The following is a 17,418-nucleotide window of genomic DNA, read 5'->3' as shown; positions in this document are numbered from 1 at the left end:
ATAGAAGTGAATATGAAAAAAGCCAGCCAAGATAATAATGTTGTCGCTATTGCTACCCCATTAGGCAAAGATAAGCTTATTTTAGATAGTGTGGAATATCAGGAAGGCCTTTCCCAATTGTTTTCAATGGTGGCGTCTGTACATGCAAATGGTGCAATTGTTGATGTTAACTCTTTAATTGGTAAGCCTGTTATTATCACAATGAAAATGCAAGAGAGGTTTGGCGGTTATAGATACCTAAACGGTATTGCGACACGAGTGAGAAGCGAAGGTACTCGTGTATCAGAAAGTGCAGATGGGGAGCTTTATCGAAAATATAAAATTATTGTAGAGCCAGCATTAACGTTTGCTGCACACAAGGTGAATTGTCGCTTCTTTCAGGAAATGAGTGTCGATGATATTGTTAGTGAAGTTCTTGGTGAGAATAATGTTGATTTTAAAAATAAGCTTGAAGAGAATTACCCTAAGCTTATTTATAAAGTTCAATATAATGAAAGCGACCTGGATTTTATATTGAGGATAATGGCAGAAGAGGGCATTGCTTTTAACTTTGAACATGGGAAAGGCACCCATACATTAGTGATGCATGACAACGAAAGCTATTATCAAGAAGCGCCAGAGGGTGTCTTACAATACCACAGTGGTAGCATCTCTAATCAACATGTCAGCATGTGGGAAGAAGAGGCAGGCAGCTCACCTGCAGGTGCAAGCATGTCTGGGTACGACCCTAGTGCGCCAACAGCAAAGCCACAAGCCGAGTCGGTGCAACAGCAATTTGTTGGCTTTCATCCGCCGGGCAGCGAACACTATATTTATACGGGTGAATCAGAGCAAAATGTTCGTATTACCACTATTGCTGAGAAGCGTTTAGATGTGCTGCAACGTGACATCTGCCGTTATTATGCCAAATCTGACTGCCGAACATTGAGTGTGGGTAAAACATTTTCGTTCTCGAAACATGTCAATTCTAACTACATCGGACCGGCATACCTCATCACCCAATGCCAAATTAAGGCCAGTGTCAATAATCAGCTCGGTTTGTCTAACGCCATTGGCGATGGGATTAAAACCAGTTTTACTTGTGTTGAGCGAAATGGGATTTATCGCCCAGCCATGCATTATAACAAGCCGAAAATCTACGGCTTGCAAACGGCTACCGTTGCGCCAAGTAGCAATTCAGAGCAAGAAGGGGATGTGGCTGTAGATGAGATGGGACGCATTAAAGTGTTCTTCCATTGGAATCGAGAAGGTAAACCCTCTTGTTGGGTGCGCGTGGCACAGGGTAGCGCAGGCAACCAATGGGGCAGTCAATTTATACCGCGAGTCGGTCAAGAGGTCACCGTTGAGTTTCTTAATGGTGATCCGGATATGCCAATCATCACAGGCAGCCTATACAACGGAGACCAATCACCAGCATTTGAACTGCCCTCGCGACGTAATGAATCGGGCATAAAAAGCCGCACCATCAAGAGCGAATCAGACAAATATAACGAGCTGCGTTTTGATGACACTTCAGGTGCCGAACTGCTCTCGTTGCGTGGCGAAAAGGACTATTTACGGATAATTCAGAACGATGAGTCGATTCAGGTTGGTCGTCATAGCCAGCACAAAATCGAAGGTAACCAAACGTTAAACGTAGGGAAAAGTCATACAGGAAAATTTGGCAAAAATTTGGTGTTGGATGCTGGTAGCAATATCACGATTAAATGTGGTAGCGCACAAATCACCCTAAATAGTGGCGGCAACATCGACATTAAGGGAAGTAGTATCAAAATGAACGGCTCGACGATTGCGTTGCGTGCCGGGAAGATTTCGTTAAATTAACACCTCAAGGTCGACCATGATGCAGAGTATGCGTTATCGCCTAATTGACTGGGCAGGATTAAGTCTAATTTGTCATCAAGGGTAGGTTGATGAGTGCAATTTCTTTGTCAGCTTACGCGATTCAAATTGGCAAAAATAGTGGATTAGAAGCGCTAAGAAAAACCGCATCGCTGGACCGCGACTTTGTTTCTGTTGCGGGATACGACGGTGACGTACTGTCGATCAATGCCAGTCTTAGTACACATTGGCTCACTCGCCTGCTGGATAACCTTGAAGCCACCTTGTCTCACCAACCTGTTGAGTGGAGCGATGGCCCTGTCGTTGTGCTTGCACCCTATGCGTTTCAGCCTATTCAAAAAAAGCTGTTGTTAGGATTGCAGGCATTGTTACCACCATTAAAGACGCCACGTGCCCATAAGGTGTTTGCTTGTGGTGCAAACGCGTTGCTAAGAGCAGCCAATTTCATTTCTACGCAACTTGATAACCATGGTCATGTTTGGATAGTCGGGATGGATATTCATCCGTTTTTTATTGATGGTAGCCAACCAGCGCAGGGTTACCCGACGGAGTCGGTTGTGATTGTGAAAGCGCAACGCGCTCAAGCGGGGCTAACCGCGCAATGGGTGCACCATGAGTTAGCAACCGATGTGAGTCATTTCTCTTTAGCAAGCAGTCGCGTTTATACCATGGCGGCAACTCGCTTACATGATCAGTCACCATTGGTGGCAATTTATCCCCCCTATAGTCTGGAAGATGAACTCGTGCTTTCAGGCATCAAGGGTATCGATGCACTAGGTAGTCATATGAACGAAGAGGTGAAGTACGATTGGATGAGCGCAATCATTGGTGATTTAGGGGCCAACCTTCCACTGTTGCAATGGTTAAATATTCAGCATGACTTTAAACATGCAGCTTGGGCCGCCAATGGTGTGGTGTTGCAGTGTGCGCGTTCAATCAATGGTTACCATAGTGGCGCCCTTCTTGGTTGGCAGGGGGCCTAACCATGTCTTTAAACTATCTTGATGTTATTAATAACCAGCGCAAACGTTTTCATTTTAGCGACAGCTACCTGATTGACCACCATCAGTTTGAAGACTTTTTTGCGGCGCAAGCGTTTGTTGAACAGTTTGAACAAGCGGCGTTTGAAATTGGCATCATTTCGCGCTGGATTGATAAAGACAAGCTAGAAGATGTGCCGTTTTTACACTTTCTTGAAGAGCGTGATCTTGTCGCTTACGGCCTGATTCATGATCAGGTCTATGTAATTGATCTTCCAGAGGTAGTGATTCAGTCAGCGGTGGGTGAAAACTCTACCCTCGAACCCGCTCCGCCACCACCGCTTCCTGCGCGTCAGCAAGCCAGCGGCAAAGCAGGCGCTAACGGCTCAAATAGTATTAATAGCGACGGAAATAACTTCAATACCGATGGCGCGGCAACGGGCGGTGACCCGGTGGCGATGTTTAACGGCGAAGAACTGTTAACCTGCCATGATGTTACGATACCCGGTACAGAGTTGGTTTGGGAGCGCCGTTACCGCTCTTCACGCTGTGCTGACAGCAGGGATATGGGGCGAGGTTGGCGACACGGTTTCGATTATCGCTTAGCGCCAGAATATAACGAAAAAGAAGTACTTACTCACTGGCTGTTCACCGATAATCAAGGCAACACCATGCGGTTTGACGCCGTCGAGGCAGGGGCGATTAGCTATCAGCGTCGCGCTGGTGCCAGCTTGCATCACCATGTTGCTGGCCACTGGCTGGTAAACTTGCGCGATGGACGTCAGCTTAAATTTGCCCACATTCACCAAACTTGGTGTTGTATTCAGCTGCGTTTTCCTCATGCTGTGCAGCTCGATTTTAAATACTCAATTAGCGCTAAGTTGATCGCCATACTGCACTCCGGCGTTGAGCAGTTGTGGTGTAAGTACAACCGTCAGGGGCAGTTAATTGCGTTGTTGCGCCCTGCTGAACGTCTCGATCGTGCGCTGACCTTAGCGCAATATCAATATGATAATGATGACCACCTCATCCAAGCCAGTAACGCCAATGCCGAAACCGAGCACTACCGTTACCGCGACGATCACCTGCTTGAGCGACGCCAGCGTGGCAGTGGCCTTAATCACTATTTCGTTTGGGATGGTGAAGGCGAAACAGCCAAATGTGTGCGTCAACACAGTGATGATGGCTACTATGATTACCGTTTTGAGTTTTCTGGCTTGTCGTCGAACTACCGCGATGCCCTTGACCATCAGTGGCGATTTGTTCATGACCAAGAAGGCAACCTCACACAACTGATCACACCAGAAGAGAATATCTGGTACTACGAATACAACGCGTATCAACAAAAAGTGATGCAAAAAGATCCCTGCGGCCATCAAACCTTGTATCTGTACAATCGCCATGGTCAGCTCACGACAGAAGTTCATCCTGAGAATCATGTTTACCAATATGCTTACAATGAGTTGGGCCAATGTGTCGCGATGACCAACCCAGCACATCAAACATGGCGAAACCACTACAACTCGTTGGGATTATTAACGCATAGTACTGCCCCTGATGGGCGCATAACCTACTACCAGTACGATCCGCAAGGGCGAGTTAAAGCGATCCGTTATCCCAATGGCGAGCGCAAACAGTGGTGGCGTAATGCGCAAGGCCAACCATTGGCCTTTCAGCACAATGGTGTGTTACAGCGTTATCACTATAACGCCCGTGGTCAGCGTGATGCGATCGCTTATGCCGATGGTAGCGTGGCACAACTGCACCACAATGATGCTGGACAATTGGTACGCTATACCTTGCGTCACGATGCGATGGGAGAAGTGACCCGTTGTCACCAATATCAATACGATAAAGCCGGACGAATTAACGGCTATACCTTAAATGGTGAACGGGGTTGCCAACTGACATGGGGTGAATTTGCCCAGCCAGAAACCATTATTCGTCCCGATGATGCGCACCTGCATCTTAGTTACGACAAATCGCGTCAACTAACCGCGATTGAACGCAGTGATGGACACGGTTTTGCTTTTCGTTGGACAGCGGAAGGACGTATTGCTGAGTATAAAGATGGTCAGGGCAGCTTTACCGCTTATGACTATGATCCTTGTGGCCGAACGACCCTAGTGACTCAAGCACAACAGCAATTGCGCTTGCAATATAACCCCAATGGGCGGGTGACGCAGGTGCGCGCCACCAACGCCAATGCGTTTTGCGATTTGCACTTTCGTTACGATGCAGCAGGACGCCTTTCTAGTGCGATTAACGCGCAGCAAACCGTGGTGATTAATTATCACAGCAACGGCTCCCTCAATAATGTTTGGCAACATGGTCAGCATATTCAGTACGGTTACGATGGGCGCGGCTTGCGGGATAGTGTCAGTTTTCCGGATGGTACACAGTGCCAAATGCGCTATAACAAAATTGGCCAGCTTATCGCTATCGAACTCAACGATGAACAACGGGTTAACCTTGGCTATGACGACATCGGTCGTATTGCGCAGATCTCCAGTACCCATCATCAAGCAACCCATAACAATGAACAACGCATTTATGACGGTTTGAGCCGTCTTGTCGCTCAGCAATGGTCACAGCAATCCCGTAATTACGCCTACAATACCCAGCACCGTATTGCCAAAATCGAAGACTCGCTGTTAGGGGCGACGGATTACCACTACGATGCGATGGGGCAGATCATAAAAGAGCTGGGCAACGACGGCGAGATAAGCTATCCCTTCAATAGTTTTGGTAACCGAACTGATGCTGAGTATCGCGGCGACCGTTTGATACGTAATAGCGAAAGTATCTATAGCTATGATGAGCATGGCAATCAAGTCTACTTTGGTGCTAATGGCGAACAAGGACTAACCCAAGGTGAACAACATCGTCAGTACAACGCCCTAAATCAGCTGATGAGTATTAACGTTAATGGCGTGCTGACCGAATATGAATATGATGCCCTTGGGCGTCGTTCGCGTAAGTGTAGTGAACATGGCGTAACCGAATACTTTTGGGAAGGTAACCACCTGATTGGTGAGATGAGCCGCGGCGTTTATCGCTGGTACTTCTATCTGCCTGGCACCTTTACCCCATTGATGTTAATTGAAAATAACCAAATATACCTCTATCGCTGTGATCAGGTAGGTGCACCGATTGCGTTGTTTGATACACAAGGCCATTTAGTCTGGCGGGCGCGTTATAGCACCTGGGGCAAGGTATTTATTGATTGTGAAAAGATCAAGAATCCACTGCGTTTCCAGGGCCAGTACTGTGATGAAGAGAGCGGCTTGCACTACAATCTCACCCGTTACTATGACCCTGTGGCGGGGCGTTTTATTCAGCCTGATCCGATTGGTGTGATGGGCGGTGTGAATGTCTACCAATATGCCCCCAACCCTATTCAGTGGGTTGATCCTTTGGGAATGAGCTGTCAGCGCGAAAATAGCACCAATATTGGTCCCGGTGGTAACGGCGGTGGCTTTGATGCCGATAGCCCCCAAAATGTCGAACGCGCTGCGCTCGGCAATGAATTGGGCGACAATTGGCTCGATAACGCCTGCTGGTTCCCTGATCTGCCTGAGCCTGACTTCAGTAAAGCCAATCTTCCCGAGCCGCAACACAAAGTGGTAGTGGAAATTGCTGGAACCCCCGCGCCGCACTCCGAGCACCTTATCTTGCAAGCCACCGATGCACAACCCGAGCAAGTGGCGTGGCCAGTGGCGGATGACAACGCCACCCATCGCAGCTTAAACAGCTTTACAGGCTTGGAAAATGAGCCCAAGGATCTCTATCTCTCTATTCCGTTTGCCGATCATGGCGAGCCGGTTAATTTGCTGTTGGCGGAAGGGCTTGCCCCCGTTGATGAAAGTGCCGAGAAAGACGAGTGGGAAACGATCATGGTGCCGGTGCGTCTGCTGGCGTATTTAGATGGCAGCAAAGATAAGCGCAAAGTGGCCGATTTGCGTGGTGGTTACATCTATGTTTTCTGGAAAAATGTGTTGTGGCGCGAATTGGCGGTCGACAAGTTTGGGCGATACCGCGATGTGAATTTAGACTACTACCGTGAGCAGGGTGACCTCAACCCGACGCGGCGCTCATCCGATCGGGCAGAACCACCGCTACTGGATCACCTTGAACGTCCTGTGTTGCGTGAAGCGAAAGGGTTTGGTCAGGAGCAGTTCTGGGTGCCGTTTAAAATTAAAGGCGAAGAGCAGAGTGGTGGCAAGGGTATTCGTGTGATGTTTAGCCCCGATCAACTGCCAATGACGCGAATTGACGCCCTGCATGATGACCATGCGCAACTGCACAATAAGACGACGCCGTTGGATGAGATTGGCCAGTATGGCGGTGCGCACTGCTTTACGCAGGGCGAGAATATTCAAACAGCCAAAGCCAATGTGTTGCCCGCCGCCAACGGTGATGAAATGCCATGGCTCAGTGATGATGAAGATATTCTCACCCGTATCGATAACAGCAATACGGTGTACGGTTTTGTCGGCGCGCAAAATGGCGGGCTGCGTATCAAAGTCGATGTGGGGCCAAGTGTGGTATGGGATGAAGACCAACCCTCTAACATGCTGATCATGCTGGTGGACAGCGAGTCGGATTGGCGTAAAGCCACCTACTTAAGCCGTTCTCGTCCCGAATCACTCTATGTCAATGGACAGATTACCGGGATACCTGAAGAGGGCGTGTTTAGCCTCTACTTAATAAACGGCAACAGCTTTACCGACCGACAACTGGTGTTTGCCGACAAAAGTTATGCCGAAATCATGGCCCCTCCACCCGAACCTGCCCCAGAGGGAGAGACCGTCAGTGCCGACATTGTGCCGCTTGAGGTGATTGAACAACATGTCAAGGAGCAGGAAGAGAAGGTAAATAGACTGCTTGAGGGCTGGAACGCATGGTAGCCACAGTGACGCAGCGCGGATGACACGCTTGAAAGGATGAAAGGTCGATGAACAAAGCCACAAGGATAAGTAAGGCCACCAGAATGAATGGACTGACAAGGTTGACAAGGTTGACAAGGTTATTGATGAGTAGAACAAATAGATCGCCTGTCGTGGCGATGGAGCAAACCGCGTCAAGCCGGACGCGATTAGTGCGTCACCTGCTGTTAGGTAGCGCGTTGCTGGGCGTTGCCCTGCTAGGGTCTGGCTGCGATGGCGCATCAAGCGGACAGCAAGAGCCAGTCGTCAAAGAGAAAGTGATCGCACCGAATGAATCGACATTCACGGTTCTACCTGAACGTATTTGGGTCGATCCAGACGGTAGTGAGAGTTCATATGCATGGCGTCTAAAACGTATAGTTAATAATGGACGTAAATCTCTCGGTATTAAGATTAAATTAACCCCTCCTGCTGAGCCGGATATCGTCGCGTGGGATGCTGAGTACACCATGCCGCAAATGATGTTTCGTTATGATGGCCACTACTGGACCGCCAACTTTAACGGCACCGCGATGCAAATTCTTGTTCACCGTGATGAAGTGGCAAATATCGCCTCCAAAGGGCCTCAAGTGCGCTCCCCCGATGGGCGTTTTCTGATGATGTCAACCTATCAAACCAGTGGTGCGGGTGACTGCTCTATCTTTGACCTTAAAACCCGTCAGTACACGCGTATCTCCCCCCGTGGGCGCTGTGGCTCAGTGTGGAGCCGTGATAGCAAACGTGCCTATATCGTGGGCAGTGGGGTGAAAGGCTACTTTGATACTGAGCAGGGTCGCTTCGTACATACCCATGAGCGCAATGGCGATAAGCGCATTTCGGGCCGTTGGGGCGGCTACCTAACCCCGGATGAGAGCCTGTTCTTTATGATGTACGACGACACGTTCGCCGCTAAGCGCGACTTTCTTGATATTGACCAAGGCGATACGGTCTTTTTCGACCCGGACAGTTTCGAGCTGGTTAAGTTAGGCGAGTATTACCCCAAGGGGTGTGGTGCCGAGGTGCGTTACACCATTGATCATAAGTATTTTGCATGCTCTGGCGCAACATTGAGCCTGAGAGATCACCCCAACGCCCCTGCAATGTTGTTTCGTCATCAAGAGCCCTTTGAGCATGTTGATATGGTCAGTACCGCAGCACCAGTACTATATAACCAATTTAGTCGCTATTTCCGTCGGGATAACAGTTTAGATCGGTATCGCGGCGTCAATGAAGATACGCCGTTAGAGCGGCAAGTGATTAAATTTGAAGTTGATGGCAACAGTACGGCGCGACTGTTTTTTTGGCTGCCGACCAATCTGGTTGATAGCATTGATGAGATTGATTTTACAGATCAATTTCCCTCGCTGCCAAGCCATGCCGAAGTGGCCAAAGCACGCCAACTGATCGCCGCGGAGCAGCAGCGATGAACCGAACAGATAACGGCGTTTACTTGATGCGCGCCCCAACCAATCACCTGGGGGAATTTATACAAGGGCAGCTAACCCCTTTAGCGGACTACACCCTGATCTATGTGGATGGGGATCAGCACGGCGAACAGGCCCTGCCACAACGCGCCGAGCAAGGGACTTTGCCAGATGACAATAGCGCGATTCAATCGCGATCTGAAATTCAACTGGCTTACACTAACGCCAACGGCAAGCTGCACCATATCTCGCAACAAGCCGCAGCGGCCAGTAGTGAAGGCAGTAGCGAAGAGGGCGCTGCAGGGGAGGATAACGCGAAAGAGAACAGCGCATCGCCAAGCAATGCAGTCCCCTCATGGCGCGGCAGTGAAATCTTGGCAAGTCATGGTGCAACAGCGGAGGGCTACTATTTTCCCGCCCCATTAATCCCATTTTCCATGGCAACCGATCCAGATAACTGGGTGACTAACTTGCAGCAGTTGGTGGGCAAGTACGTTGATATACCAGACAATAAGTTTGACATCAATGTTGAGCAGGTGGCGTTGTCTAGCTTGTTAGACCCTCGTCCTATCCAAGATGGCAGTAGCGATTACTGGGATGATTATAAAGCGGGCTATCAAGAGTGGCTGCAAGAGGGGGTTAAGTTCCTCAATGTGGTTAAAATGCCCTTCTCCAGTGCGATTGTGCTTAATTTTTCCAGTGTCGTCTTTGAAGGTGCCAAGGTGACGGTTTCTGGCGTTCCGGCTGGGGTGACATTGATGGGGGTTTCTTATCGGGCTGATGTTCCAGCACAAGAAAACCTCGCAGAAGTTGTCGAGGACACATTTAAAGGACTAGCCAAAACAGATGAGGGCTACCAAGATGATGAGCAAGCGACGGCCTATACTGCTGCGTTTTACCTCGACTCCGTACTGCCAGAACAACTGTCGCCTAAAGCGCAATATTTGCGTTTTACGGTAGAGTTAGATGAAGATAACTATGATGCATCTAATTTTATTGAAGAACATAAGATAAAAACATATTCCTTCGTTGAGCAAGCACTGCACTTCCCAATCGTGAATGCCTTGGGGCGTTTTAGCTTGATTAATGGCGATCCGATCAGTGCTGAAGAGGTACTGCTGAGTAGCCATCCGAGCCTGTTTAAAAATCAGATCAATAAAGTACTCAAACGGCAAACACCCAGCTTGCAGTTTGTCGCCAATCAAAAAGCGGTGCAAGACAGCAATGAGGCCGCCCAAGGCGAGCAGTATAAAACCGTGCAAGCCCAGCTACTACATCCTATTTTGATGGAGGATGCCTACTACAAGTTAGGTATGGCAGTGTGCACCAAAGGGGTGGGGCGAGCCACGCTGGCTGCGGTCGCCAGTGCCGCATTAAGCAAATACCCGGCCCGAGAAGAGGGCAATGTCACCGCCTTGGCGATGGGAGCGCTAGGGCTTTATAACAACGTGAGCCTCGTGGTGGGTGATATTGAAAAGGTGCTAAATCGCGGCCTATCATTGGAAAAAGGCGTCGCGAGTGTAGTGAAAGGCGCGATGTCGGTAACGCGGCGAGGCATCGAAGCGGTATCCAGCGAGGTGGTGGACAATCTCACTCATCAGGTTCGTCGCATTACTGGCGATCTCAACGGCACGGCAATCAGTGGCCGTGCACGATCCTTTGTTAGCCGAGTCGGGCGTTTTAATCAGCTCACGCAGTGGGTCGATAAAATGGCGGAGCCTTATATCAGCGCGGCGGAGTGTTTGTATCACTTTGCGTCTTTTGCTAAAGCAGCAAATAGTGCAGCGCAGGTCAATGAAGATTTAGGCCGTTTCGCTTCAGATTATTATCACAACGTTCAAGTGCAAGGTTACGATCTTGATGCAACATCTGAAAAGAACGATCTGATTACCGGTGCGCGAAATCGGCTGATTGCATCACTTCCGCAGACGATTCGCGAGCTATCTCAATCTATTCAAGAGGCGAACGATAATCGGCTGTTGGTTCCGGTGTTATTTGATGCCGGTAGCGCCCAGATCAACGAAGAGGCACAGGCCTATTTGGCAGAGCTGATTGAGGTGCTGAATCAAACAGGGCCCATGCCAATATACATTACGGGTCATGCTTGTGACTTGGGTGATAATTTTGATAATGATGGCCTTGCAACCCACCGCGCCGAAAGCGTGAAAAAATACCTTGTGGCGCGTTTAGCCGATGCCGACTGGGACGCATCGATTCTTGACCTAGGCTATGGCGTCGCCAACTACAACAACGCCGATGCGACCCCCGATCAAACTCGGCGACAGAGCCGCCGCGCCGATATCTATTTATCCAACACCACCTATTTGCAGATACCAGCTTGCCGCTCGGGAACTGCTATTTTCCAAGAGATGTTTGGCAACTTACAGGCGTTAAAGGTGAGGCAGGTTGAGTCAACCGTGGCGGGGGCACGCAGTTTACTGTGTTTGCTTGGGGTTAAATTCCCACTTGCAGCCGTTGCCTATGCGTTATGGAGCGTGGGAGATGTGGTAGTAACTGGCAGTGAGCTAATTGAAAGGGAGTTTGATCCGCAAAACTATGCCGACAAAAAAGCGATTAAGGCGTTGTCGGAAAGAAACTTTGCCGCCTTTTCAATTTACTTAGACAATGAAAACAGGACGCTAGAATCGCTTTTCATCAAGAAAGCCTATATAAAAAGAAGCATTGCTCTTATTGGTTTGATCCGCCTGATTTTGCGCTCCAAGATAAAAGAGACCCTGAGCATCCAGGTGATGGATATGACGGATATGGATGATACTGTCAATTGGGTCACTAAAAATGTCGTTTTGGAATATGACCTAAAAGGCTATATCGACTATTTTATTCTTAACGATGATTGGGAAATTCATAACGACTCCATCACACCCCATCTCGATGAAGTTTGGTTAGAGAATCGCAACCGTGCCAATGTTCAAGGTGTTTTTCGGGTTGAATCCGTCAGGCAGCGTCAGTTAAACCCGTTTATTTATGGGGCCTTAACCATAACGCATCAGTTAGCCATGCAAGATGAAACCCGACAACATTTAGAGAAAGGCAGTCACTTCAAACAGTGCTTCCCGGTTCACTACTCTCTTGCAAGCAGTGATGAAAGTCTATTTGATAGTTTGCTGGTTGATAATTCACCCCACTTCTTAGCGCAGCATGATAATACGCCAATATTTGAACAAGTGGTGATGTCAGCCCGTCCGCGAGGCGCAAAAGAGGCAACGGCGTGGAAGCCTTTCATCACCTACTTACAAGATGATAGGGCGCAAGTGCTCTCGCCGTATGATCAAATTAGGATCTTAGTGGTGGTGAATAAGCATCGCCCTGAAATTGCGCAGTGCTTGGAGCAAGAGGATAGCTTAACGTTCCCACTAGCCGCGCGAGCGGTCAGACACAGCCATTTTGGTAAGGATAGAAAGTCGGCACCGACGGTCGATTATGTCTATAAGTTGAAGCTCGAGGACCTACTGCCTCATGAGAAAGAGGCGTTAAGTGCGCACTTTGGTGAAGACGGAAGTGAGAGTGTGTTTGGTGCCATCATCAATCCAAGTTATACGCTCGGGAAGAGTACGCTGTTAGGCACCCGACCGATGAGCGACTTAGATAACGGTTTACTTAGAACGTTTGGGTGTAATGATACGAGGAACGCATTAAGTCGCTGGCTGTATGACATCGAGCCAAGGCACATCATGAAATACCATTATGAGGTGTACCCATTAGCGGCAGCGCACCACGCCAAACGGGTCTTTTATGAAGAGGTGGTGCATCCCGCACGTTTTCCGCAAAGCAGCCCGTCATCTTTGTTGGCAGGAATGAGCCAAGAGTATCGCTCGTATCTGTGTAACTTTGAGATGTCGCTCGACCCGAATCGTGTCTATTACTATCGCCATAATCACCGTCATAGCCATGACCGTAGCCATCCCCATGCGCATGACGGTAACCATAGTCATAGCCATCAACATCGATATCAGAGCGATGACCATGTCTTTATTGAAAAGGGTTTTCTAGAAGGGACAGACGCAACAGATTATGAGATGCCGAAATATGTCACTAATCCGAGTTGCTATATGCTATTTAAGCAACCAGACGTCGATCTTAATGAGTTTAGTTATCCCAGATTAACTCCAGAGAGGCCTTATCAGCCTACCACTATTGCGGGGTGGCAAGAGAGCATAATGAGCCCGCATTCGCATAACACGGAATACTTAGCCTACACCGGGGTAGATTGGGATAAGCCGCTCAGTTGTATGGTGGTGGTTACCTCTGAACATGAGCCTCATCGCTTCCCAGCAATAGAAGCGCAACAATTTGACCCTACGGCGTTTAAAGTGGAGGTTGCCCTGTCACGGCGCTACGATGGCGTTAATAGTGTTCTCGGAAATACCCGCAGTAAAGAGATCAGCCGCCTAAATCAGTTGGTGTGTATCGGCATTATTGAGAAAAAAGCCGATAGCTATACGTTTACCCGTAGCGGGCACTTAAGTTTTAAGTGGAGAGAGATTGTTAAGTCGTTTTCCGAGCAACCGCAAGACGTTTTGCGCCGCATGGCGAAGGAGACTGCTAAGACAGATGTGTTTGTTGGCGTGGGGGAGATAGAGTACCTCAACCGCTGCGGCAAAATGGTGCAAGGCCTGCCACCAATGGGGACAGCCGTTTGGACAGAGCAGGATAACCGGCAAGGCGTGTTGGCGAACTATTCACACCCGCAACTGGATGCGAGAGCTAAATCGCATTACATCGACATTAAATTTTCGCTTAAATCGGGGGCAGGTAGTGGGTTAGAAAAAGAGCAAGCGTTTAAAGTTTGCTTCAACCCCCATGTTTCGACGCGCCCAGCGAATGCTTGGACAGAATATGAAGACGATCAACGAGAGCGCTTGGATAAATTAAATGCCGTTGGCGAGGCGCTAAATAGCCAGCTAGAGGATTTAAACAGTTGGCTAGAAGCGCAAGCAAAAGGGCCAGAGTCAGCCAATAGCACGATTAAAGAGTGGTTAGACGCGCAATTAGGTTGAGGTGAATGAGGTTAGAGAAAGCCATCCGGTAGGATGGCTTTTGTTTTTTGAGCCGGTAATGCGTCGCCGATTTACGCCATTCTTGCTTTTAACACTAAGAGTATACGTACCCAAAGCGCAGATAAAATAACTAAAATCGTGCCGACAAAGCCGAGGAAGTACCAACCCGCATTCCCTTCGTTTTCACCGAGCAGGGTGAAAGCGCCAGCAATGGTTAGCATAATGGTGAGATATAAAATGCTCGTGATAGACCATTTCCACCAGCTCATCGGAATATCAAGATCTTTGGCCCACACTTTAGCCCCAGAAAATACCCAGACTTGCAGGGCGCCAAGAACCATCCAAAAAATTGGATCTAAAATTGTTGATTGTGGAAACATTAGATGCCCTCCCAGTTACCGTCATACTCCCAATCTTTATCTACCTTGAGGTAGTTTTCGCTTCGCAGCCACTCTGGTGGTTGGTGGTATCCAGCAAACTTACCGCCTGACCAATCAGGATGGAAATCTTCAGCATCTGGGTAGTAGAAGAAGTTGTGCTGCATTGCTAACAACGCCTTGCGTGTTAACCCTGTTGGATCACGCGGATCGGCTTCTTTAACCAAGACATGCATCCAGTTGTTCTTACGGGTGTAAGGGCAAACTGCAATGCAGATCCGACACCCTAAGCCATCAGCCGTAGATGCGGTATTCCAAAATTCATAACAACTGTCTTGATTAAAACCATACTTGCGAAAGCCGCGAGAAACGACATCGGGCTTGTCTGCTTTACTGATTGAGCCACTCGGGCAGGTATCGGCGCAGATTTTACACTCTTCACAGAAATGTTTGACCCCTATATCAATGGGTTTATCCGCTTCTAAATCTAGATCTGTAATGACGGCAGCAAGACGTAAATTAGAGCCGACTTCAGGTGCTATAAGTGTGCCACCTCGGCCAAGCTCACCCATGCCAGATGCGGCAGCAAGTGGAGGTACCATGATTTCATAATCGTTGCCAGGCCACTGTGGGCGACCCGCATAACCAAGTTGACCCAGGAAGGCTGCCATCAATCCTGTTGCTTGTTGACAGCGCCAATAGGCATCAAATGAGGTTGAATAACCCGCTGCCGCATACATTGGATCCCAGTTCATTGGTACACCAAAAATGATGACGTTCTTCCAATGCTTAGGGACCGATTCGTCCCAATCTTGGCTTCCACCAGGCATACCGCGCATCATGTTCTTTACCATGAAACGTTCATCGAATTTGGCAATGGTGCAGAGGCTCATTCCAAATTTATGTGCCATTTGCCTGATTAGCTTGGAAGCATGCGCTGGAGATTGAAAATCAACCCGTTTATTTGCAACATTTCCGACCCATTGAAAGTCTACCTCATCGGGGTGACCTTGTGGTTTAGGAGGAAACTGAGAGGATCCGAGCGCCTTTAAAAATGAACGGTCATATGCCCACGCTAACGCAAAGCGATCAAAGTGCTCTCGAGTGTTGTCCTTATGCGCGGCCATTTGGCGAAATGCGTTTTGCATATACGGCCAGCCTTCTGGGTTCCTTTCATAGTATTCACGCGTTTTTGCGTCAGGAATCTCAGTCCAATCACTGTTGATGTCAAAACCTTCAGAAATTAACTTGCCGAGAACAGAACGACGGTTAAATAGCCAATCGCCCCACTCTGGACGTTCAACCACGCCGACCTGCTCTAAAGTGGGCGCAATATCCACTTCAAACGGTTTGCGGTTAAAATACTGATCTTTCCCTGCTTCGGTGCGACCCCACCCGACGTTGGCGTCTGGGTCTCGACCTGTAACAAAACCAGCCCCCATTGATGCGCCAACGGTTGCAGCCGCTGCAGCAGCACCACCAACCTTAAGGAAATTTCGTCGTGACGGGTTTGCTGCTTGTGGGCTATTTGTATCCTTTTTTCCCATGAGACAACTCCAGTTAAATATTTGCTTACGAATAACCATAAATAACGATTCATGGTTCAAACTAATAACTAGTATTAATGGGATAACCGTTGGTTAAAAGACAAAAACAGCACAGAAAGTGGTAAAAATAAAACCAAGCAGTGTTACTTTGCTTTACAGCAATAAATTATTTTTACGTGCTAAGCTGCAATGGCATAGCTGGCGAAACTCTTTTGGTGTTACATCCGTGTGACGCCTGAAAAACTTGGTCATATTGGTGGCTTCTTTAAATCCAAGCTGCAAAGAAATATCTTGAATGGAGTGTTGACTAAAAGCCAGTTTGCGTTTTAATTCTAAAATAACCCTGTCATCAATCAGTTGTTTGGCTGTTTTACCGGTATGCTTTTTGGCAATTAGGTTTAGGCTTTTGCTGCAAACACCAATCATTTTAGCATAGTCAGCGACTTTATGTGTTTGGTGAAAGTGATTTTCTAGCGCTCCTTTTAAGCGCCGAAAATGCCTAGAGTCTTGGTTTTTGTGATGGGCTAACGTTTCATTGTGTTGAACTAAATTGTCTAACAGTAATGCTCTTACTAATGCGCGAATAACTTCACGGCTAATAAAACCGCTCTTTTGTGCTTCTTGGTACAACTTGTCGATGTAGGGTTGGCAATCAGATGTAATCACATCAATGCAGTTGATTGTTTCCATTGCGAAGCGAATTTTGTCCTGAACAAGATCGTCGCTGCCACAACTGAAGACGTGATCATTAAACAGTATGGCATAGCCCTCTAATTCGGGATTGTCGTCAAAGTAGTGCACTTGGTATCTGGCGATCGATATTATTGTTCCGGGTTGATAGTTGTACGATTTGTAGTCAATGTGATGACGTCCCGTGCCTTGCTGGATAAAAATGATTGCGTCAAAGTTAATTCGATGAGGCTGGGTCATAATACTTTCGCTACCATCGGTTCGCATCTCACTAATGCGATAAACTGCAAATTCCATATCATCACGCTGTGAACGCAGGTTGATGCTAACAATATCGTCTAGCTTCATCATCTTAATAACATCCTTTTGTTTCCTAATATGTGCCATTCCATGGCATTTGAACCCAAGTGCACGTTACTGTACGGCCTTGTTTTTATAATCAATCATGTATTCTACTGGGACTTATACATTCGCATGGCGAATGGTACATATAAAGCCATTTGTTACATGGGGCTGAAAATAAAAGTAAAGTGCTGTGCTGTTTTTATTTTAGTGGTTATAAATCATTGCTGAGATACATAGGTTCGCTAAGATTCATTATGCATAATTTCA

Annotated in this window: 8 protein-coding genes; 5 read left to right on the top strand and 3 right to left on the bottom strand. The window is 48.0% G+C overall.

The genetic code is table 11. The features are described 5' to 3' along the window. The first annotated feature begins 12 nt into the window (after window positions 1-12). From tssI to ACKLNH_RS11020, 5 genes are all read left to right on the top strand, one after another. Complete coding sequence (gene tssI / locus ACKLNH_RS11040) at window positions 13-1,824, top strand: type VI secretion system tip protein TssI/VgrG (protein WP_413112313.1); 1,812 nt, start codon at window positions 13-15, stop codon at window positions 1,822-1,824. Between the two features lie 89 nt (window positions 1,825-1,913). Beyond that, window positions 1,914-2,825, top strand: coding sequence for a hypothetical protein (locus ACKLNH_RS11035; protein ID WP_413112312.1), 912 nt, complete (start codon window positions 1,914-1,916; stop codon window positions 2,823-2,825). Window positions 2,826-2,827: 2 nt separating this feature from the next. After that, entirely contained in the window at window positions 2,828-7,732 is a 4,905-nt protein-coding gene (locus ACKLNH_RS11030) for an RHS repeat-associated core domain-containing protein (protein WP_413112311.1), read from the top strand. Between the two features lie 125 nt (window positions 7,733-7,857). Beyond that, window positions 7,858-9,177: a hypothetical protein gene (locus ACKLNH_RS11025; RefSeq protein ID WP_413112310.1), complete on the top strand. Its 1,320-nt coding sequence runs from the start codon at window positions 7,858-7,860 to the stop codon at window positions 9,175-9,177. Next, window positions 9,174-14,192: an OmpA family protein gene (locus ACKLNH_RS11020; protein ID WP_413112309.1), complete on the top strand. Its 5,019-nt coding sequence runs from the start codon at window positions 9,174-9,176 to the stop codon at window positions 14,190-14,192. Before ACKLNH_RS11025 ends, ACKLNH_RS11020 begins: the two co-directional genes overlap by 4 nt. Window positions 14,193-14,263: 71 nt before the next feature. Here ACKLNH_RS11020 and ACKLNH_RS11015 read toward each other — a convergent pair whose 3' ends face one another. The 3 genes from ACKLNH_RS11015 to ACKLNH_RS11005 all read right to left on the bottom strand — a co-directional run bounded on the left by ACKLNH_RS11015 (window position 14,264) and on the right by ACKLNH_RS11005 (window position 17,157). Then, the gene (locus tag ACKLNH_RS11015) at window positions 14,264-14,572 is read right to left on the bottom strand and encodes a hypothetical protein (RefSeq protein WP_413112308.1); all 309 of its coding nucleotides are present in this window, start codon (window positions 14,570-14,572) and stop codon (window positions 14,264-14,266) included. Then, the gene (locus tag ACKLNH_RS11010; protein WP_413112307.1) at window positions 14,572-16,116 is read right to left on the bottom strand and encodes a reductive dehalogenase; all 1,545 of its coding nucleotides are present in this window, start codon (window positions 16,114-16,116) and stop codon (window positions 14,572-14,574) included. The genes ACKLNH_RS11015 and ACKLNH_RS11010 overlap by 1 nt, the downstream gene beginning before the upstream one ends. A gap of 153 nt (window positions 16,117-16,269) precedes the next feature. Beyond that, window positions 16,270-17,157 carry a helix-turn-helix domain-containing protein gene (locus ACKLNH_RS11005; protein ID WP_413112306.1) on the bottom strand — a complete coding sequence of 296 codons (888 nt, stop codon included), beginning with the start codon at window positions 17,155-17,157 and terminating at the stop codon, window positions 16,270-16,272. Between the last annotated feature and the right edge of the window lie 261 nt (window positions 17,158-17,418).

Source organism: Thaumasiovibrio clandestinus (assembly GCF_047250365.1).
Lineage (GTDB): Bacteria > Pseudomonadota > Gammaproteobacteria > Enterobacterales > Vibrionaceae > Thaumasiovibrio.
This window is presented reverse-complemented; position numbering and strand designations above follow the sequence as displayed.